The 19,885-nt window shown below is 59.8% G+C and carries 16 protein-coding genes and 1 pseudogene; 9 read left to right on the forward strand and 8 right to left on the reverse strand.

What is annotated here, in order from left to right; all coding sequences use genetic code 11:
* The first annotated feature begins 20 nt into the window (after positions 1-20).
* From nuoM to H8F22_RS14485, 7 genes are all read left to right on the forward strand, one after another.
* On the forward strand, positions 21-1,553 hold the full coding sequence (gene nuoM / locus H8F22_RS14460; RefSeq protein ID WP_027925105.1) for an NADH-quinone oxidoreductase subunit M: 1,533 nt from the start codon (positions 21-23) through the stop codon (positions 1,551-1,553).
* A gap of 7 nt (positions 1,554-1,560) precedes the next feature.
* On the forward strand, positions 1,561-3,024 hold the full coding sequence (gene nuoN, locus H8F22_RS14465) for an NADH-quinone oxidoreductase subunit NuoN (RefSeq protein WP_027925104.1): 1,464 nt from the start codon (positions 1,561-1,563) through the stop codon (positions 3,022-3,024).
* A 490-nt stretch (positions 3,025-3,514) separates the two neighbouring features.
* On the forward strand, positions 3,515-3,643 hold the full coding sequence (locus H8F22_RS32900; protein ID WP_256218451.1) for a hypothetical protein: 129 nt from the start codon (positions 3,515-3,517) through the stop codon (positions 3,641-3,643).
* Between the two features lie 44 nt (positions 3,644-3,687).
* A complete protein-coding gene (locus H8F22_RS14470; RefSeq protein WP_194940349.1) occupies positions 3,688-4,923 on the forward strand; it encodes a YcaO-like family protein in 1,236 nt (411 codons plus the stop codon).
* Positions 4,920-5,864: a class I SAM-dependent methyltransferase gene (locus H8F22_RS14475; protein WP_194940350.1), complete on the forward strand. Its 945-nt coding sequence runs from the start codon at positions 4,920-4,922 to the stop codon at positions 5,862-5,864. Before H8F22_RS14470 ends, H8F22_RS14475 begins: the two co-directional genes overlap by 4 nt.
* Complete coding sequence (locus tag H8F22_RS14480; protein WP_194940351.1) at positions 5,864-6,742, forward strand: alpha/beta fold hydrolase; 879 nt, start codon at positions 5,864-5,866, stop codon at positions 6,740-6,742. The genes H8F22_RS14475 and H8F22_RS14480 overlap by 1 nt, the downstream gene beginning before the upstream one ends.
* Positions 6,743-6,888: 146 nt before the next feature.
* Positions 6,889-8,214, forward strand: coding sequence for an OprD family porin (locus H8F22_RS14485; protein WP_059182576.1), 1,326 nt, complete (start codon positions 6,889-6,891; stop codon positions 8,212-8,214).
* A 191-nt stretch (positions 8,215-8,405) separates the two neighbouring features.
* On the opposite strand, the pseudogene H8F22_RS33290 reads toward H8F22_RS14485, so the two are convergent.
* The 6 genes and pseudogenes from H8F22_RS33290 to H8F22_RS14510 form a co-directional block, all read right to left on the reverse strand.
* Positions 8,406-8,504 (reverse strand): annotated as a pseudogene (locus H8F22_RS33290) (DUF6124 family protein); the annotation flags it as partial.
* Between the two features lie 36 nt (positions 8,505-8,540).
* Positions 8,541-8,873: a DUF2790 domain-containing protein gene (locus tag H8F22_RS14490; protein ID WP_027925099.1), complete on the reverse strand. Its 333-nt coding sequence runs from the start codon at positions 8,871-8,873 to the stop codon at positions 8,541-8,543.
* Positions 8,874-8,940: 67 nt separating this feature from the next.
* Positions 8,941-9,141, reverse strand: coding sequence for a co-regulatory protein PtrA N-terminal domain-containing protein (locus H8F22_RS14495; RefSeq protein WP_027925098.1), 201 nt, complete (start codon positions 9,139-9,141; stop codon positions 8,941-8,943).
* A 183-nt stretch (positions 9,142-9,324) separates the two neighbouring features.
* The gene (locus H8F22_RS14500; protein ID WP_194940352.1) at positions 9,325-12,477 is read right to left on the reverse strand and encodes a CusA/CzcA family heavy metal efflux RND transporter; all 3,153 of its coding nucleotides are present in this window, start codon (positions 12,475-12,477) and stop codon (positions 9,325-9,327) included.
* Positions 12,478-12,542: 65 nt separating this feature from the next.
* Entirely contained in the window at positions 12,543-13,742 is a 1,200-nt protein-coding gene (locus tag H8F22_RS14505; protein ID WP_194940353.1) for an efflux RND transporter periplasmic adaptor subunit, read from the reverse strand.
* Between the two features lie 49 nt (positions 13,743-13,791).
* Entirely contained in the window at positions 13,792-15,063 is a 1,272-nt protein-coding gene (locus tag H8F22_RS14510) for a TolC family protein (RefSeq protein ID WP_027925095.1), read from the reverse strand.
* Between the two features lie 477 nt (positions 15,064-15,540).
* Between H8F22_RS14510 and H8F22_RS14515 the strand changes: the two genes are divergently transcribed.
* The gene (locus H8F22_RS14515; RefSeq protein WP_027925094.1) at positions 15,541-16,215 is read left to right on the forward strand and encodes a heavy metal response regulator transcription factor; all 675 of its coding nucleotides are present in this window, start codon (positions 15,541-15,543) and stop codon (positions 16,213-16,215) included.
* Positions 16,212-17,621 carry a heavy metal sensor histidine kinase gene (locus H8F22_RS14520; RefSeq protein WP_027925093.1) on the forward strand — a complete coding sequence of 470 codons (1,410 nt, stop codon included), beginning with the start codon at positions 16,212-16,214 and terminating at the stop codon, positions 17,619-17,621. The genes H8F22_RS14515 and H8F22_RS14520 overlap by 4 nt, the downstream gene beginning before the upstream one ends.
* Positions 17,622-17,819: 198 nt before the next feature.
* Here the strand turns inward: H8F22_RS14520 and H8F22_RS14525 are convergent, their stop codons facing one another.
* Positions 17,820-19,562, reverse strand: coding sequence for an ABC transporter substrate-binding protein (locus tag H8F22_RS14525; RefSeq protein WP_027925092.1), 1,743 nt, complete (start codon positions 19,560-19,562; stop codon positions 17,820-17,822).
* 47 nt (positions 19,563-19,609) lie between these two features.
* The gene (locus H8F22_RS14530) at positions 19,610-19,882 is read right to left on the reverse strand and encodes a DUF2160 domain-containing protein (protein WP_027925091.1); all 273 of its coding nucleotides are present in this window, start codon (positions 19,880-19,882) and stop codon (positions 19,610-19,612) included.
* Positions 19,883-19,885 lie beyond the last annotated feature (3 nt).

Here is a 19,885-nt window from a genome sequence, read left to right on the forward strand (position 1 = left end):
CGAAAGGAATTGAGCCCGTCATGATTCTGCCTTGGCTAATCCTGATCCCCTTCATCGGCGGCCTGCTGTGCTGGATGGGTGAGCGCTTCGGCGCCACCCTCCCCCGCTGGATTGCGCTGTTGACCATGACCCTGGAACTCGCACTCGGCCTCTGGCTGTGGGCCCACGGTAACTATTCATTTGCTCCGGCGCCTGGCGCCGATCCGACCTGGGCGCTTGAGTTCAAGCACATCTGGATCCAGCGTTTCGGCATCAGCGTGCACCTGGCCCTCGACGGCCTGTCGCTGCTGATGATCCTGCTGACCGGTCTGCTGGGTATCCTCTCGGTCCTTTGCTCGTGGAAAGAGATTCAACGTCACGTTGGCTTCTTCCACCTGAACCTGATGTGGATCCTGGGCGGTGTCGTCGGCGTGTTCCTCGCCCTCGACCTGTTCATGTTCTTCTTCTTCTGGGAAATGATGCTGGTGCCGATGTACTTCCTCATCGCGCTCTGGGGTCACAGTTCTTCGGACGGCAAGAAAACCCGGATCTACGCGGCGACCAAGTTCTTCATCTTCACTCAGGCGTCCGGCCTGATCATGTTGGTGGCGATCCTGGGTCTGGTGCTGGTCAACTTCAACAACACCGGCGTGATTACCTTCAACTACGCCGACCTGTTGAAGACCAAGATGTCGATGACCACCGAGTACATCCTGATGCTCGGTTTCTTCATCGCCTTCGCGGTGAAGCTGCCGGTCGTACCGTTCCACTCGTGGTTGCCTGACGCTCACGCCCAGGCGCCAACCGCAGGTTCGGTCGACCTGGCCGGTATCTTGTTGAAGACGGCGGCTTACGGCCTGTTGCGTTTCGCCCTGCCGCTGTTCCCGAATGCCTCGGCCGAGTTCGCGCCGATTGCCATGACCCTGGGTCTGATCGGGATTTTCTACGGTGCGTTCCTGGCCTTCGCCCAGACCGACATCAAGCGTCTGATCGCCTACTCCTCCGTTTCCCACATGGGCTTCGTGTTGATCGGCATCTATTCCGGCAGCCAACTGGCGCTGCAGGGCGCGGTGATGCAGATGCTGGCACACGGTCTGTCGGCGGCGGCACTCTTTATCCTCAGCGGTCAGTTGTACGAGCGCACCCACACCCGCGACATGCGTGAAATGGGTGGCCTGTGGTCGAAGATTGCTTACCTGCCGGCCATCAGCCTGTTCTTCGCTGCGGCGTCCCTGGGCTTGCCGGGTACCGGCAACTTCGTCGGTGAGTTCCTGATCCTGATCGGCACCTTCGCCGCTGCGCCGTGGATCACCGCGATCGCAACGTCGGGCCTGGTGTTCGGTTCGGTCTACTCGCTGATCATGATCCACCGTGCCTACTTCGGCCCGTCCAAGTCGGACGCGGTGTTGCATGGCATGGATGGTCGCGAACTGATCATGGTGGTCGGTCTGGCGGCGCTGCTGATTTACATCGGCGTGTACCCGCAACCGTTCCTCGATACCTCTGCCGCGACGATGCATGGCGTGCAGCAGTGGCTCGGCTCCGCCTTCACTCAACTCGCTTCGGCCCGGTAAGAGCGCTATGGAATTCACGACTCAACACTTTATCGCGCTAGCGCCGTTGTTGATCACCAGCGCCACGATCATCGTGGTGATGCTGGCGATTGCCTGGCGCCGCAACCACTCGCAGACCTTCCTGATTTCCGTGGCGGGCCTGAACCTGGCGTTGCTGTCGATCCTGCCAGCCCTGAAAGTCGCGCCATTGGCCGTGACCCCGTTGCTGCAAATCGATAGCTTTGCCTGCTTGTACATGGCGCTGATCCTGGTCGCCACCCTCGCTTGTGTGACCCTCGCCCACGCCTACCTCGGCGATGGCGGTTCGGGTTACCCGGGCAACCGCGAAGAACTGTACCTGCTGATCCTGATGTCCGCCGCCGGCGGCCTGGTTCTGGTCAGCGCGCAACATCTGGCCGGGTTGTTCATCGGTCTGGAACTGTTGTCGGTGCCGGTCTACGGTCTGGTGGCCTACGCCTTCTTCAACAAGCGTTCGCTGGAAGCCGGTATCAAGTACATGGTGCTGTCGGCCGCCGGTTCTGCGTTCCTGTTGTTCGGCATGGCACTGCTGTACGCCGATTCGGGCAGCCTGAGCTTCGTCGGTATCGGCCAGGCGCTGGCCGCCACTGGCCTGCCAAGCTCGCTGGCGCAACTGGGCCTGGGCATGATGCTGATCGGTCTGGCGTTCAAGCTGTCGCTGGTACCGTTCCACCTCTGGACACCGGACGTGTACGAAGGTGCTCCGGCACCGGTGGCCGCGTTCCTGGCAACCGCTTCCAAAGTCGCGGTGTTCGCGGTAATGGTGCGTCTGTTCCAGATCTCCCCAGCGGCAAGCAGCGGTGTGCTGAGCGACGTACTGACCATCATCGCCATCGCGTCGATCCTGTTCGGTAACCTGCTGGCACTGACCCAGAGCAACCTCAAGCGTCTGCTGGGTTACTCGTCCATCGCCCACTTCGGCTACCTGCTGATCGCCCTGGTCGCGAGCAAGGGTCTGGCCGTGGAAGCCATCGGCGTGTACCTGGTCACCTACGTGATCACCAGCCTCGGCGCGTTCGGCGTGATCACCCTGATGTCCTCGCCGTACAACGGCCGTGACGCAGACGCGCTGTACGAATACCGCGGCCTGTTCTGGCGCCGTCCGTACCTGACCGCCGTACTGACCGTGATGATGCTGTCCCTGGCCGGTATCCCGCTGACCGCGGGCTTCATCGGCAAGTTCTACATCATCGCCACCGGTGTCGAATCGCATCAATGGTGGCTGGTCGGTTCCCTGGTACTGGGCAGCGCCATCGGCGTGTTCTACTACCTGCGTGTGATGGTCACTTTGTACCTGATCGAGCCGAACCTGCGTCGCCACGATGCGCAACTGCACTGGGAACAACGTGCAGGCGGCGTGATGCTGCTGGCTATCGCGCTGGTCGCGTTCTTCCTCGGCGTTTACCCGCAACCATTGCTGGTCCTGGTTCAACAGGCCGGCTTGGCGGGTTGATCGCTTAAGCGACACTCGGTCGAAAACAGAAACGGCACCTTCGGGTGCCGTTTTTGCGTTTGTGGGATGTGGTATGGCGGCCCCCCAAATACGCTTTTGTGCGGGTAGCAAATACCTTTCCAGTTGAGCTTGATGGGTAGCACCTTTACGGCTGTCCGAAGAGACTTCAAACACGATAGGAAAAGTCTCTACGCGCCTCCAGAAAAAATTGCTAATCCGTTAATTATTGCGATTTACCGTACTAAACGAGCTGAACTATCTCTCATGCCATTCGACCCAATTGCGGACGCGAATGCATCATCAACCCGGGCTCTACCCCTATTTACGAATCACAATCGTCAATCGCCGATTGATGTGCACTTATTTCATTACAGCGACAATAACAACACTGAAACTTTCAGTCATTTTTGACCGATCAATTTCTAACTCATACAGTTGCTTCGTGCTTGATTTGGCACACTCACCAACCAACAACAAAGAGAGTCTAAACATGGGTTATCTCGTAAGCTGGAACGCCAACAAAGTCATCGACCTTGAACAACAGGACGCCCCTACTGCAGAGCAAATTGAAGAACTGCAACTGACCGAGACTGAACAGGCCGAGCTGGAAGCCGTTTAAAAAAACGGGGGGGTAATGCCCCCCGTTTTTCAAGGGAGTCAACCATGGACAGTTTCACACCTGCAGAACGAGACCTCACCCTTGCGCAGGCCGAACAGCGGATTTACGCCGAACTGGCGAGTCTGGGACTTCGCGCCGAGCCCCGCGTATTAGGCCAACAAATCGTCGCGGTGCAGGTCTGTGCCAGTTCCGGCAACCCGCGCGGCATCGCCCGGGGGGCGGGCAAGGGTTATCAGCCTCACGCCCATGTTGGAGCACTTTACGAAACACTGGAGCATTATTTAAGCGATCACTTCAATACGTCCGATATTGATTGCATCGCCCCGTGTTATTTTGCCGAGTCTGAATTATTTATCGATGACACCGTCCTTTCCCCCCTGATCGAACAAAACAACGTATTGACAGCCTGCAGAACTTATTCGGATGTTTTCAAACAAACTTCATTCTATTACCCGGTTGCTTTATGCACTCCCGACTATTCATCCAACCCACTGAAACAAGACACAACACACTACGGTGTGTTGCGACGTTACGCCTCTAACAGTGGAACAGCCATTGGCGCCAGTTACAACGAAGCCGTCTTGCATGCCGCCAATGAATGCATCGAACGCGATGCGGTCTCGTTGTTTCTGCTGGAGCATTTTTACTACGAAAACCAGCCAGCGCTGCGCCGGGTCGCTCGAGTGGCGGATGACGAAGAACTGGGCCGATTATGGCGAGATGCCGAATCGGAGATCGGAGCAGAAATCGCCCTGGTCGACATCAGCACCGAATTCCTGCCACACACGTTCCTGGCGTTCTCTACCAAACCTGGCACCCACCCCAACGTGTTTGGGAGCGGTTGCTCAATCAGCCCCCGGCATGGCGCATGGCGGGCGTTGACCGAACTCGTCCAGCTGCATCACACCGCCTCGGAGCCAGAACTGCAGTATTTCCTGAGTAACGCGCAACGGCACCTGAGCAAATTTCCGCGCCTGCTTCGCTGCCTGCAATTCGATCTGTCTCCACTGCTGAGTCTGTGCGAGCAACTCACGGTTCAATTACCCGACGCAGTCAATGAGCGCCCGTTGGCGGAGCAAATCAACTTGCTGGCCAACGACCTGCAGCGGCATGGGCGCACGCTCGGGGTAACCCAGCTGCATCAGACCCAACTGGGGACCACGCTGGTGAATGTGGTCATTCCGGGGCTGGAACGGTTTTTCGTGATATCCAGTGGCAATGTGGTGATCCCGCAGGCACGCGGACGGCGCCTGCAAAAACATCAGGAAGTGGCAGCATGACCCCTGCCTTTCGTCGAGAGCGCCACCTCACTCATGCCTTCGCCCATCGCAAAGCAATGCCAGACGAACTCGATGTCCACATCGAACCCTTCGGCCCGGGCCTGCATCATTTGTTCGTTTTGCGCGTGAACGGCAACGATTGGGTAGGTCGCAAAGTCCTGCAACACCGCGACACTGACGGCTGGCACATCAGCAGCCTGCTCAAGCCCTGGATGCTGCTCGGGCCGTTGGCTGAATGGCAGTGGGGCAATCAAGGCGCAGTGATCTATTTCCGTGCGGTGTCTTTGCAGGAGAAGGAAACGGCGTTCACCAACGCAGTGGCGCAACCTGACGGCGAAGTGCGTTTCCCGTTTCCGGCCATGGATGACAGGGGTGTTGAATCGGTATGCCCGCCCGAGTATTGGCAGTGCAACGAGTCACTCGCCACACAGTTGAATGCCGACGAAACACATTTTCGCGAGCATTGCGCAAACCTGCTCAAGACCCTGTCGGATCCGGGAGCAGTGATCCTTGATCCGGCGTGTTCGACGGGCGAATTCATCGCTCATCTGGCCACCGAACTCCCGGACCGTCAGTGTCTGGGCTCTGATCGCTCAGCGTCGATGATTGAACATGCCAAGACGCGTCACGGCACGTCACCCGTCCGGTTCTACTGTGCCGACGCCGGCGACGTCGCAACAGCCGGCATCACATGCGATGTGCTGATACTGCGTTTCCTCAATGCCGAAGTGATGACGCGCGAGGACGCGCAGAAAGCGTTCCACGATTTGGCGGCATGCGTTAAGCCGGGCGGCACCCTTCTTCTTTTCGGCCATACACCGGTGCTGATCGCCGTGCCTTACATGGCGCAGTTGCTCAAGCTTGAGCTGATGTCCTGCGTTGCGGCCCGTCCAGGCCACACGGAACTGTTTCAGTTCTACCGGCTGAGGATGCCCCTCTGATGGTCAGAAACGGCTACTACCCGACAGACGACGGCCATCATCTCTATTGGGAGCGATACGGTACGCCAGGTGGCGAACCGATATTTTTTCTGCATGGCGGACCGGGTGGTCGCAGCAACCGCCATCACCTGGAGTTTTTCGATGAGCGTTGTTTCGACATCATTCTGTTCGACCAGCGTGGCTGCGGACGCTCCCTTCCCCAAGGCGAACTCCAGCACAACAATACCTGGCTTTGTGTCCAAGACATCGAAGCCCTGCGCCAGCACCTGGGCTTCGAAAAAATCAGCCTGCTCGGCGTCTCCTGGGGAAGCTGGCTGGCCATCCAGTACCAACAACGCCATCCCGAGGCTGTTCTGAAAACCACGTTGGTCTCTGTGTTCGTGCCGTTTGCGGCCAATGTAGGTGCCTACGATAAAGCCTTGAGCGACGGCTTGTCGGCAATGCCTCATGGAACCTGCGCCGCCAGTGCGGAGGCGATCTACCAAGCCCTGATTAACGGCTGTTCAACACAGCAGCGTCATGCGGCGCTTCACTGGTTGGGGGCGGCATTGCATTTGAATGGACAATCGATGCCCCCTGGCGCACTCGAAGATTTCGTTGACGACGACGCCGTGCGCGGCATCCGCCTGGAATTGCACTACCACGTTAACCGGTACTTCTTCAGCGTGGATGACGAAAACCTTTCGCTCAACGCCGACACCCTGGTGATACAAGGCATCAAAGACACCTTCGGCCTGTTCAGCCTGCGCTGGTTGCGCGAGCGCCAGCCCATTCACTGCCGCCTCCTACGCGCCGGGCACAACGCTTTCGAGTTGCAGGTATTAAAAACCGTGCGTCTGTCGTTGAAACGCGCGTATGCGCAGGCGACTCCGACATGACGAAATTGTAATGCCCTCATCACCTTCGCGTTATCCGCAGCTTGCAACGATGTGACCCGGCGACCATGCCGGCGGGCCGATGCCCGCCGAACAATAAAACCCACGCCGAAGCACGTTCCCGTTCTGCCGAACCCAAGGAGTGATTGATGGTTAACAATAAAAAAATGTCGATGGCCGCGTTGGCTGTAGTGGTCGGCTCAGGGCCGTCCATGGTCCTGGCGGAAGATAAGGCCGAGGGGTTTATCGAAGGCAGCAGCCTGACGGTACTCAACCGCAACTTCTACTTCAATCGTGATTACCGCCATGGCCAGTCGAGCCCTACCGGCAATGGATATTCCGAGGCCTGGGCCCAAGCCATCATCAGCAAGTTCGAGTCCGGGTTTACTCAAGGCTCCGTCGGGGTCGGCGTTGATGCGTTTGCCATGATTGGCCTGAAGCTCGATACCGGTGACGGCCGCAACGGTGGCCGCAGTTCGTTCGACGTGCTGCCGGTCAACAGTGAAGGCGAAGCGCGGGATGAATACACCAAGGTCGGAGGCGCCGCCAAAATCCGGGCCTTCGATACGGTAGTCAAGGTCGGTGATGTGTTCCCTGCCGCCCCGGTCGTCGCGGCAGGTGATTCACGATTGCTGCCGGAAAGCTTTCGCGGCGTCACGGCGACCAACACCAGCCTCGAGGGATTGTCGGTTCAGGGCGGACGCCTGCATGCGATGAGTCAACCGGTGTCCAGTGACATGCGCGAAAACTTCGCGACGTTTTACGCCGGCCCGGTCAATTCGCCGTGGATCGCTTACGGCGGCGGCGATTATGCGCTGAACAAGAACCTCAGCTTCAGCCTGTATTCGAGCCGCCTCAAGGATGCCTGGAATCAGTATTACGCCGGCACCGCGTGGACGTATCCGCTGTCGGACGACCTGTCGTTGTTTGGCGGCCTCAACTATTACAAGGCAGTCGATGAAGGCAAGCAGTTGCTCGGCCGGTTCGACAACAACATCTGGAGCGGCCGGGTCGGCGTGAAACTTGGTGCGCATTCCGTGGCGTTGTCGCACCAGCGCAACAACGGCAATGACGACTTTGACTACCTGCGCCAGTCCGACTCGATCTTCCTCGACAACTCCATCCAGTACAGCGACTTCAACTCGCCCAAAGAACGTTCGTGGATGGTGCGTTACGACCTCGACATGACGACCTACGGCGTACCGGGATTGTCGTTCATGACCCGCTACGCCCGTGGCACCGACGCCGACTATTCCAACGCCAACGCCGTGTACATGCGCCGCGATGCCGACGGTAATCCACTCACCGACCAGAAGCGCTGGGAACGCGACATCGAAGTCAAATACGTGGTGCAGACCGGCTCGCTGAAAGACCTGTCGCTGCGCCTGCGCCAGGCCAATACCCGCGCCACTGCATATGAATCGGATCTGGATGAAGTGCGGGTGATTATCGAGTACCCGTTGGCGATTCTCTGACTTTACGGGTTATAGGCATTCACCTTTAGAAGCTCCTGGCTCCTTTGGTAAGAGGTGAATTTTTTGGCGTCCTTTGGGGCGCCTTTTTTTTGCGCCCGGATTTGGCCGGCTCATCCAACCTCTTCATCGACTGACCCACTGCTATCGCGAGCAGGCTCACTCCAACAGGGGGTCAGCGGTGAATAGCCGACCGGATCAATGTTATCCAGTGCTTTGTTCACCGCCAGTTCGCCGAGCATGACGCCCTGCGCAATTCCCTGCAGCGTCCTGCGGTGGGTGCCTTCCACAACCTTAAACATCGCGAATTGAAGTACGCAATGTAAGCCTTACCCACCGCGCTTAGGGCAATCCCCAGCCACGGTGTATTTGAGGGTGTTGAGTTGGCCCTTGGAGTCTTCGTAGGTCATTGCGGCCGGCACCGCAGCGCAAGCCGCTTGCGGGCGCACCACACTGACCACTTTCACCACATCCAGCTTCATCCCGTACGCATAATCCTTAACCACCGGCGCAGCTTTACCCTGGTCGGCGGCGTACTGTTCCATGGCTTTGGCATTGGCGCTGAGCGCACGCTCAAACGTGCGATCGCCGCCGCCCTCAGCAAACACATTCAGGGACATCGCCATCACGCTGGCGAACGTCATCAACTTGATCAATTTCATGTTCATCACCTTCATAAAAAAGCCCATCACCGGAATTCGATGACGGGCTTGTTCGAGTGCGGCACGCTTACAAGTCTTTGGTCTTATCGTCCTTCTTTTCATTGACGACGACGGTGTCGCGGGCCTGTTCCTTGGCGACGAACAGCTCAACGGAACGGTCTTTGGCCGCCATCATTCTTGCGAATGTCCTGTCGCCGCCACCGGCCGCCATGACCACAGAAGACATCACCAACGCCGCTGCAAACGCACCCAGTTTTACAAGTTTCATCTTTGATTCCTCGTTTAATTAACTAACGGGATCAAGGTAACAATCCGAACCTTTCGTGACGGTGGCGTGCAAATTACATATCCGTTATGTGCGCGCTGAACCTGGAGTGAGCCTGCTCGCGATGACGGTGGGTCAGTCAATGAACGTTTGCCTGATAGACCGCTATCGCGAGCAGGCTCACGCCTACAAGGGATCAGTGGGGTCCTCATCCCTGCGATGGGCGAGCTGATACAGCGCCGGCAAGATCAGCAACGTGAGGAGGGTCGAGGACACGATTCCGCCGATCACCACCGTCGCCAGCGGCCGCTGCACCTCTGCCCCGGTGCCAGTCGCCAGCGCCATCGGAATGAAGCCCAGTGACGCCACCAGGGCCGTCATCAACACCGGCCGCAACCGCGTCAGCGCACCCACGTTGATCGCATCAGACAGCGAACGCCCCTCCTCGCGCAAATTGCGGATGAACGCGATCATTACCAACCCGTTGAGCACCGCCACCCCCGACAGCGCAATGAATCCGACGCCTGCCGAGATCGACAGCGGGATGTCCCGCAACCACAACGCCATGACGCCACCGGTCAAGGCAAACGGAATCCCGGTGAACACCAGCAGCCCGTCCTTGAGGTTGTTGAACATCATGAACAACAAGCCGAACACCAACAGCAGCGCCACCGGCACCACGATCTGCAAGCGCCTGGCCGCCGACTGCAATTGCTCGAACTGGCCACCCCAACTGGTCCAGTAGCCCGCCGGAACCTGCACATCGCGCTCGATCACCTCGCCGGCCTCTTTAACGAACGAACCAATGTCGCGCCCACGCACGTTCGCGCTGACAATCACCAGCCGCTTGCCATTTTCGCGACTGACCTGATTGGGTCCGAGCACCAGATCGAGGCTGGCGACGTCCTTGAGTGCGATGAAGCCAATCTGGCCGGCAGTGCCATTGAGCGGCGCCGGCACCGGGATCAGCAGCGCCGACAGGCCGTCGATGTCCTTGCGCATGGCATCGGACAGGCGCACCACCATGTCGAAACGCCGGTCGCCTTCATACAGCGTCCCGGCCTTGCGCCCGCCGACCGCCACCGCAATGGTGTCTTGCACATCGCCCACGTTGAGGCCATAACGCGCGGCCTTGTCGCGGTCGATGTTGATGGTCAGCACCGGCAGGCCGCTGGTTTGTTCAACCTTGACCTCGGAAGCGCCATCGACCTTCTGCAACGCTGCGGCCACCTTCGCCGCCGTGGCGTTGAGCACGTCCATGTCGTCGCCGAACACCTTGACCGCCACGTCGCTGCGCACGCCGGAAATCAGTTCGTTGAAGCGCAACTGGATCGGCTGCGACAGTTCATAGTTGCTGCCCGGCAACGTCGCGGCGGCTTGTTGCAGTTCGGCCATGAGGGTTTCACGGGACTTGCCGGGGTCCGGCCACTGCTCTTTCGGCTTGAGCATCACGTAGCTGTCGGAGATGTTCGGCGGCATCGGGTCGGAGGCGATTTCGGCGGTGCCGGTGCGGGCGAACACACGCTCGACTTCCGGCACTTTGCCAAGGATCAGGGTTTCCAGACGCTGCTGCATGTCGACCGACTGGGTCAGGCTGGTGCCTGGCACGCGCAGGGCTTGCAGGGCAAAATCGCCTTCGCTGAGGCTGGGCACAAACTCGCTGCCCATGCGGCTGGTCATGACCCCGCTGAGCACAATCACGCCCAAGGCCATGCCCACGGCCAGCGCCCGATGGTTCATCACCCAGGCCAACGCCGGCGCATAAACCTGGCGCGCGCCGCGCATGACCACCCCCTCCTCTTCCTTGACCTTGCCGGTCACGAACAGCGCAATGGCTGCCGGAACAAACGTCACCGACAACAGCATGGCGCCCAACAACGCGATGACCACGGTGAACGCCATCGGGTGGAACATTTTCCCTTCGACACCGCTCAAGGCGAAGATCGGCAGGTATACAACCATGATGATCAACTGGCCGAAAATCAGCGGACGCCGCGCCTCCTTGGCGGCGGCAAACACTTCGTGAAACCGTTCGGAACGGGTCAGCAATCGCCCGTGATGCTGCTGCGCATGGGCCAGCCGTCGCAAGGTGTTTTCAACGATCACCACGGCGCCATCGACGATGATCCCGAAGTCCAGTGCGCCAAGACTCATCAGGTTGGCGCTGACCTTGTTGCTGAACATGCCGGTGAAGGTGAAGAGCATCGACAGCGGAATCACCATCGCGGTAATCAGCGCCGCACGGATATTGCCGAGAAACAGGAACAGAATCGCGATCACCAGAATCGCGCCTTCGACCAGGTTTTTCTTCACCGTGGCGATGGCTTTGTCCACCAGGTGCGTGCGGTCGTACACCGGCACCGCGATCACGCCTTTGGGCAGGGATTTGTTGATCTGTTCGAGCTTGCTGGCAACCGCTTGCGAAACGGTTCGGCTGTTCTCGCCGATCAGCATGAACACCGTGCCCAGCACCACTTCACGACCGTTTTCAGTGGCGGCACCACTGCGCAATTCGCGGCCGATGTCCACGGTCGCGACGTTCTTCACCCGGATCGGCGTGCCGTCGACATTGGCCATGACAATGTTGGCGATGTCCTCGGTGCTCGCCACTTGCCCCGGCGCACGAATCAACAATTGCTCGCCGCTGCGCTCGATGTAACCGGCGCCGACGTTGGCGTTGTTGCGCTCCAGCGCCGTCACCAGATCGGTGAGGGTCAACTTGTAAGCCGCCAGCCGTTTCGGATCGGGAGCAATCTGGTATTCCTTGGCGAAGCCACCGATGGTGTTGATCTCGGCGACACCCTGGACGTTGCGCAATTGCGGCTTGATGATCCAGTCCTGAATCACCCGCAGATCGGTCGGCGTGTATGGCGTGCCGTCGTCCTTCAGCGCCCCGTCCTGCGCTTCCACCGTCCACAGGAAAATCTCGCCGAGACCGGTGGAAATCGGCCCCATCACCGCCTCCGCGCCCTCGGGCAATTGTTCCCTGGCGATCTGCAATCGCTCGTTGACCAGTTGCCGGGCGAAGAACAGGTCGGTGCCGTCCTTGAAGATCACCGTGACCTGCGACAGCCCCGAGCGCGACAGCGAACGGGTCTGCTCCAGCGCCGGCAAACCAGCCATCGCGGTTTCAATCGGGAAGGTGATGCGCTGCTCGGTTTCCAGCGGGGAGAACCCGGGGGCGCCGGTGTTGATTTGCACCTGGACGTTGGTGATATCCGGCACGGCGTCGATCGGCAGTTTTTGATAACTGGCGATGCCGAGGCCGGCCATGAGCAAAACGGCGAGCAGCACGATGATGCGCTGCTCGATGGCAAACTGGATCAGGCGTTCGAACATGAGAACCTTCTCGTCGAGGGGGCGTATCGGTGGGAGTCTTCAGTCACTGTCTGCGGTGAGCGTCTTTAGTGAGCGTGCTCAGCCGAGGCTTTGCCCAGTTCCGATTTGAGGATGAAGCTGCCGGCAGCAGCGACCTGCACGCCCGGCTCCAGCCCCTGGATGATTTCCACCTGACCGGCCGCGCGACTGCCCAGCTCCACCGCTTGCGCCTTGAAGCCGTCGTCGGTGCGCACAAACACCGTGGGTTTGTCCTCGACCGTCTGGATCGCGGTTTCGGGGATGGCGACCTTGACCTGGCGGCTGTCGGTGGCGACCCGGGCAGCGACGAACAGTCCCGGACGCCACGAACCTTGCGGGTTTTCCAGGGTGACGCGAACCGTCGCGGTGCGCGTCTGTTCGCCGAGCAAGCTGCCGACGTAAGCCACGGTGCCGACGACTTCGGCGTTCAATTCCGGGGCGCTGACGGTGACTGTTTTGCCCACTTGCACCTGGTTCAGGTCCTTGGGCGACACGCCGAAGGTCACCCACACCCGCGACAGGTCTGAAAGCGTGAACGCCGCCGTGGTTTCGTCAACCACCTCCCCCGGCGTCAGGTGTTTTTCCACCACCACACCGTCGAACGGCGCGCGCAACTCATAGCGATTGCCACCGGTGGCGACCACGCTGCCGCTGAGCACGCTGATTTTCTGCCGGGCATTGTTCAGGGCAATTTCGGCTTCCTCCAGCGCCTGGCGCGCCTGAAGGAAATCCTGCTCGGCGGAAATCTTGTCCTGCCACAACTGCTTCTCGCGCTCGTAAGTGGTGCGCGCCAATGTCAGGCGCCGCTGTGCAGCAGCTTGTTCGCTGCGCTGATCGGAGATCTGCTGGCTGGCGATCACCGCCAGCAACTGCCCCTTTTTCACCGGCTGCCCGAGATTGACCGACACCGACTCGACCACCCCCGGCACGCGTGGCACAACGTGGGCGGTACGGTCTTCGTCGAAGCGCACTTCGCCGGGAAACGACAAACCGAGGCTGATGTTCTGCGCCCCGGCTTCGGCCAATTGAATGCCCGCTGTAGCAACTTGCTCGGCGCTCAACGTCAGGTGTCCTTCTTCGCCTTCGGCCCGTTCGCCGTCGGCAGCGGCGCCTGCTTCGGCGTGGTCGGCATGCTCCGCCGCCTCATCGGCGTGGGCGTCGACGGAGGCATTGCCCGTCCACATCGAACCGATGCCAATGCCCAGTGCCAACGTCGCCGCAGCGACAACAATCAGTTTTTTATCCATGGAAACTCCTCTGCGTCAGACCATCGCGCAGTCAGGTAAAAGGTGAAATTCAAGGGCTGACGGCGAGATCGCCAAAAATGCGTTCGATGCGCACCCGCGCGTCCGTCGCCTCGGCAACGGCCTGGATGTACTGGGTGCGGGCACTGATCAAGGTGCGCTGGGCATCGAGCACGTCGAGGAAGCCGAACTTGCCCATTTCGAAACCGCGGGTGGCGCTGTCAACGGCACTTTGCGCGGCGGGCAGGATGGTCTGGTTGAACGCTTTGACTTCGCCATTGGCGGTCTGCCATTGCTCCAGGGTGGTCTGGATTTCGGTGCGCAAGCGCAGCTCGGTGGCATTGCGCAGGTCCCGCGCCTGATCAGCGCGGCGCGCGGCGGCCAGCACGTTGCCCTGATTGCGGTTGAACAGCGGAATCGGCATCGACAGCCCCACCACGTTCACTCGCTCGCGCTCCGTTTCGCTGTACTGGCTGCCGACACTGACGGTCAGATCGGGCATCCGCTGTGCTTTCTCCAGCCCCAAAGAAGCTTCACGCTGATCGATCTGCAATTTGGCCAGCCGCAGCTCGGCGGTTTCGTTCAAGCGTTCGAGCAACCGGGTCGGCGGTGGTACGGCGGGCATGCCTTGAGGAGCGGCCTGCACATTCACCGACGTCGGCAGCGGTGAACCCATGACCTGCGCCAATTGCTGATAGGCATTGCTCTGATCCCGTTCGGACCGGCTCAACTCCAGCCGCACTTCCGACAATTGCACCTGCGCCCGCGTGCCTTCGACCGGTGACGATTTACCCGCCTCGATACGCCCTTGCGCCACGCGCACACCCTGCTCGGCGAGTTGCAGCGACTGACGGGACAACCGCAACCGCTGCTGGGCGGTCTGTGCGCCGGTAAACGCCTGGATCACATCGGCGCGCAAGGCATTGCGCTGGCGTTCCAGCTCGATTCCGGCGGCGTCCTGCGCGCGGCTCGCCACCTCGATACGTGCACCGCGCTTGCCACCCAGTTCAATCGGCTGGCTGAGCATCACCGTGGTGGTGCGCGAATCGCGCCGGGTATCTTCAGCCTCCCACGACACTTCGGGGTTGGGAATCAAGCCGGCCTGCTGCCGGTCCCCTTGGGCGATGCCGATTTCCCACTGCGCTGCCGCCAGGTCAGGGTTGCCGGCGAACGCCGTTTGCAGGGCCTGATCCAGCGTCAGCGTCGAGCCGGGCAAGTCCGCTGCGAAACCTGGACCGGCCAGCCATAAAAAACAGGTGGCACTCACCACCCGCCGCGTTTTTTTCAGGCGTGATCGCGCCGTCAGTTCTCTTAAACCGGGCAATGGAATACTTCCTTAAATCAAGAATCTTCGGTGCCGCCACGGTAAAGTTCTGAACTTATCGACAAGGTGACTGGAACATTACAAATCCGTTATCCACGGTTCCGGCAAGTTGTTTTGCTCTAGCATGCGAAGTACAAAAGCCAACATCGCAATACACAGAAACAAATGCTCAGTGGTTATCCGCCGAACAGTACTTGCCCGAACTCAGTTCTCATGCAGCGGATGAAATTTTGGACACATGCACTGCGACAAGCCGTCGCAGAGGGCCGGTTTAAAGCCACAGCACCGATGTTTTTGGTTGACCCTGTAGCCACTACAACCTTTACCTTGCACACGTTGATACGGAGAACCGCTGAAGCAAAACACAAAACCCGTACAATTCGCCGTTATTGAAACCCGTCCGGACACCCTTACAAAAACAACAACTTTCCCGACCAACTTAGTTACATATCCTTTAAACAGAAGTGGTGATTAATCATGCGAATCCTTGTCGTCGAGGACGAGCTTAAAAGTGCCGAATACTTACATCAGGGACTGACGGAAAGTGGTTATATCGTTGACCACGCGGCAACGGGGGCCGATGGACTGCATCTGGCCCTGCAACAGGTTTATGACCTGGTGATCCTGGACGTGAATCTGCCCGAACTGGATGGCTGGGGCGTACTTGAACAACTGCGGCGTACCCGCTCCACCCGGGTGATGATGTTGACCGCGCGCGGTCGACTGGCCGACAAGATTCGTGGCCTGGACCTGGGCGCCGATGACTACCTGGTCAAGCCGTTCGAGTTTCCGGAATTGCTGGCGCGGGTACGCACCTTGATGCGCCGCAGCGAAAACATCCCGGTGCCACAGGTGCTCAAAGTCGCCGACCTCGAACTCGACCCGGGGCGCCACCGCGCCTTTCGCGGCGAGCAGCGCATCGACCTGACCACCAAGGAATTCGCGCTGCTGCATCTGCTGATGCGCCAGTCCGGCGAGGTGCTCACCCGCACCCAGATCATTTCGCTGGTGTGGGACATGAACTTCGACTGCGACACCAACGTGGTCGAAGTCTCGATCCGGCGCTTGCGGGCGAAAATCGATGACCCCTTCGACAACAAGTTGATTCATACCCTGCGCGGTGTCGGCTACGTGCTGGAGGCGCGGGAATGAAGCCGGTGAGCCTGTCGCTGCGCCTCGGCCTGACGGTGAGTATTCTCGGGGCGCTGTTGGTGGTGTTTCTGGCGAGCTTGGCGTATTTCGCCCTGACCCATGAGCTCAATTCACTCTCCCGGGACAGTCTGGAAAAGAAAATGGCGCAGGTGGAACACAGCCTGTCGCTGTACATCGATGCCAATGAAGTCAGTGGCAAACCGCACATTCTGCTCGATCAGGTCATGGGGCATGACAACCTGACGCTAACGATTTATGACCGCTCGAACCTGCGATCACCGTTGTTGAAGTCCGGCTCCGGCATGGCCGATCCGCGCGTCGAACTGAAGGTCATGCGGGCGGCCACCGATCAGTTGGCTTACTCCACCAGCACCGATGCCCAAGGCGTAAAGTTTCTGACCGCCTCCCGATTGATCCGCCTGAAGGACGGCACCAGCGTCCCGGTAATGCTGTCGATGGACAATGCCCACGATCAGGCATTGCTCAGTGCCTATCTGCGCACGACGCTGATGGCGTTGCCGTTGCTGCTGATCCTCATCGGCCTCTGTGCCTGGGCGGCCGTGCAGCGTGGCCTGGCACCGATGCGCGAGTTTCGTAAAGTGGCGGAGATGGTGTCGACGCAAGACCTCGACCATCGACTCTCGGTGGTGAACATGCCGCAGGAACTCAGTGAACTGGCGCAGGGCATCAATTTCATGCTGCATCGCCTCGACAGCGGCGTGCAGCAGTTGTCGCAGTTCTCCGATGACCTGGCCCACGAACTGCGCTCGCCGATCAACAACCTGATGGGCAAGGCACAGGTGACGCTCTCCCGTGAACGCACGACGGATGAGTACAAGGACGTTTTAGTGTCGTGTACCGAAGAACTGGATCGCCTTGCGCGGATTGTCTCGGACATGCTGTTTCTGGCGCAGGTCAGCCACCCGGCGGCGCTGACGCCTTTCGAGCTGATTGCGCTGGAAGATGAAGCCCTGAAAGTCGCCGACCTGTTTTCCCTGTCCGCACAGGACAAACAGATTCAGTTGACGGTCATTGGCAGTGCCCGGGTGATGGGCGACCGGCTGATGATCCAGCGGGCGATCTCGAACCTGCTGTCCAACGCCCTGCGCCACTGCCCCGCCGGGCAAACGGTGTCGCTGCTGATTGAACAAGGCGCAACGCAGGTTTCCCTGCTGGTCAGCAACCCCGGAGCGGGCATCGAGGCGCAGCATCTGCCGCATCTGTTCGACCGCTTTTACCGCGTCGACAGCAGCCGCTGCCGCGCACACGGCAGCACTGGACTGGGCCTGGCCATCGTGCGCTCGATCATGAGCCTGCATCAGGGCGTGGCGGAGGTTAAGAGCCTGCCGGGAGTGATGACGGTGTTTCGGTTGGGGTTTCCTGCGATTGAGGGGGTGGCGCACTGAAGCATCGGATTTGAGATATCCGCTGCCGGGGCCGGCCTCATCGCGGGCGAGCCCGGCTCCCACAGTGATCACCGTCGTCCGCAGCATGTGTGCCCCCGCTGAAACCTGTGGGAGCGTGGCTTGCCCGCGATGGCGGTGGGTCAGGCACCCACAAAAACGGCACCTTTCGGTGCCGTTCGCCTTGCTCAGTACAGAGGTTTACTTACGCGCATCCGCCCACGATTTCAGCAGCTCGTTGTAGCTCACGGTTTCGCCTTTCGGCTTCTCGTTCGCCAGTTTCGGCTTCGGTGCGCCCGGTTGATCGAACCAGTATTGCGCATCGCGCTCGGGGTTCATTTTCGGGGCGCAGGTGGTTTGCGCCTTCGAACGTTCCAGACGGGACATGATCGCGTCCTGATCCTTGGCCAGACCATCAAGTGCCTGTTGCGGGGTTTTCTCGCCGCTGGCCGCTTCGGCGATGTGGCTCCACCACAGTTGCGCCAGACGCGGATAGTCCGGCACGTTGGTCCCGGTCGGGGTCCATTGCACGCGGGCCGGGCTGCGGTAGAACTCGACCAGACCACCGAGTTTCGGTGCCAGGTCGGTCATCGCTTGCGAGTTGATGTCCGACTCGCGGATCGGCGTCAGGCCGACGATGGTTTTCTTCAGCGACACGGTTTTCGAGGTCACGAACTGCGCATACAGCCACGCCGCCAGTTTCTGCTTCTCAGGCGTGGACTTCATGAACGTCCACGAACCCACGTCCTGATACCCCAGCTTCATGCCCTCTTCCCAATACGGACCGCGCGGCGATGGCGCCATCCGCCACTTCGGCGTGCCATCGGCATTGACCACCGGCAGGCCCGGCTTGGTCATGTCGGCGGTGAACGCGGTGTACCAGAAGATCTGTTGGGCGATGTTGCCCTGGGACGGCACCGGCCCCGACTCGGAGAAGGTCATGCCCGCCGCTTCCGGTGGCGCATAGGCCTTGAGCCAGTCGACGTATTTCTGCGTGGCAAAGACTGCCGCCGGGCCGTTGGTGTCGCCGCCGCGGGTCACGCTGGAACCCACCGGGTGGCAATCCTCGACGCGGATGCCCCACTCGTCCACCGGCAAACCGTTCGGCAGGCCTTTGTCGCCGCCACCGGCCATGGAGAACCAGGCATCGGTGAAGCGCCAGCCCAGGGACGGGTCTTTCTTGCCATAGTCCATGTGCCCGTAGACTCGCTTGCCGTCGATTTCCTTGACGTCTTCACTGAAGAATTTGGCGATGTCTTCATAGGCCGACCAGTTCACCGGCACGCCCAATTCGTAGCCGTACTTTTCCTTGAACTTGGCTTTCAGCTCCGGCCGTTCGAACCAGTCGGCGCGGAACCAGTACAGGTTGGCGAACTGCTGGTCAGGCAGCTGATAGAGCTTGCCGTCCGGGGCGGTAGTGAAGGAAATACCAATGAAGTCCTTCAGGTCCAGGGTCGGCGAGGTGAAGTTCTTGCCTTCGTTGGCCATCAGGTCGGTGATCGCTTCGGTCTTGCCGTAGCGGAAGTGCGTACCGATCAGGTCCGAGTCGTTGACCCAGCCGTCATAGATGCTCTTGTCCGACTGCATCACGGTCTGCAGTTTTTCCACCACGTCGCCTTCTTGCAGCAGGTCGTGGGTCACCTTGATCCCGGTGATCTCGGTAAAGGCCTTGGCCAGAACCTTGGACTCATATTCGTGGGTGGTCAGGGTTTCGGAGACGACTTTGATGTCCATCCCTCGAAAAGGCTCGGCCGCCTTGATGAACCACTTCAATTCCGCGAGCTGCTGCTCGGCCGTCAGGGTGGACGGTTTGAACTCGGCGCCAATCCATTTCTTCGCAGCGTCTTCATAGGCGTCGGCCCAGGCCGCAGCGCTCAACCCACTGAGTGCCAGCATGGCTGCCAATGAAATGCTATGTCGCAGCTTATTGTTTTTGTCGAACATAGAGACCTCCTGTTTGATTTTCGGAGCAACATTGCCGAGCGATTCGACTAGCCCCAACGCATCACAGCCAACAGCCACACCAGGGACAACGCGGACGCTACCCAGATGCTCCAGTCGGTGACGCCGATTACCAGCAAATGCAGGTAGGCGCTGCCGAGAAGACCGATAAACAGCCGATCGCCACGGGTGGTGGCAATCGGCAACAAACCCCGCCGAAGAATGCTCGGCGAACGCAATTCCCAGGTCGTCATGCCCACCAGAATCAGGCCAATGACGATGAAGAACGCCGCGGTCGGGACCGTCCAACTCATCCATTCCATCAC

It is taken from the genome of Pseudomonas mucoides (assembly GCF_015461845.1).
In the GTDB taxonomy this organism is placed as follows: Bacteria; Pseudomonadota; Gammaproteobacteria; order Pseudomonadales; family Pseudomonadaceae; genus Aquipseudomonas; species Aquipseudomonas mucoides.

Bases quoted from the DNA above. Each gene is read 5' to 3' on its own strand.
- nuoM (WP_027925105.1), top strand. From the start codon at position 21: ATGATTCTGCCTTGGCTAATCCTGATCCCCTTCATCGGCGGCCTGCTG.
- nuoN (WP_027925104.1), top strand. From the start codon at position 1,561: ATGGAATTCACGACTCAACACTTTATCGCGCTAGCGCCGTTGTTGATC.
- H8F22_RS32900 (WP_256218451.1), top strand. From the start codon at position 3,515: ATGGGTTATCTCGTAAGCTGGAACGCCAACAAAGTCATCGACCTTGAA.
- H8F22_RS14470 (WP_194940349.1), top strand. From the start codon at position 3,688: ATGGACAGTTTCACACCTGCAGAACGAGACCTCACCCTTGCGCAGGCC.
- H8F22_RS14475 (WP_194940350.1), top strand. From the start codon at position 4,920: ATGACCCCTGCCTTTCGTCGAGAGCGCCACCTCACTCATGCCTTCGCC.
- H8F22_RS14480 (WP_194940351.1), top strand. From the start codon at position 5,864: ATGGTCAGAAACGGCTACTACCCGACAGACGACGGCCATCATCTCTAT.
- H8F22_RS14485 (WP_059182576.1), top strand. From the start codon at position 6,889: ATGGTTAACAATAAAAAAATGTCGATGGCCGCGTTGGCTGTAGTGGTC.
- H8F22_RS14490 (WP_027925099.1), bottom strand. From the start codon at position 8,873: ATGAAATTGATCAAGTTGATGACGTTCGCCAGCGTGATGGCGATGTCC.
- H8F22_RS14495 (WP_027925098.1), bottom strand. From the start codon at position 9,141: ATGAAACTTGTAAAACTGGGTGCGTTTGCAGCGGCGTTGGTGATGTCT.
- H8F22_RS14500 (WP_194940352.1), bottom strand. From the start codon at position 12,477: ATGTTCGAACGCCTGATCCAGTTTGCCATCGAGCAGCGCATCATCGTG.
- H8F22_RS14505 (WP_194940353.1), bottom strand. From the start codon at position 13,742: ATGGATAAAAAACTGATTGTTGTCGCTGCGGCGACGTTGGCACTGGGC.
- H8F22_RS14515 (WP_027925094.1), top strand. From the start codon at position 15,541: ATGCGAATCCTTGTCGTCGAGGACGAGCTTAAAAGTGCCGAATACTTA.
- H8F22_RS14520 (WP_027925093.1), top strand. From the start codon at position 16,212: ATGAAGCCGGTGAGCCTGTCGCTGCGCCTCGGCCTGACGGTGAGTATT.
- H8F22_RS14525 (WP_027925092.1), bottom strand. From the start codon at position 19,562: ATGTTCGACAAAAACAATAAGCTGCGACATAGCATTTCATTGGCAGCC.
- H8F22_RS14530 (WP_027925091.1), bottom strand. From the start codon at position 19,882: ATGGAATGGATGAGTTGGACGGTCCCGACCGCGGCGTTCTTCATCGTC.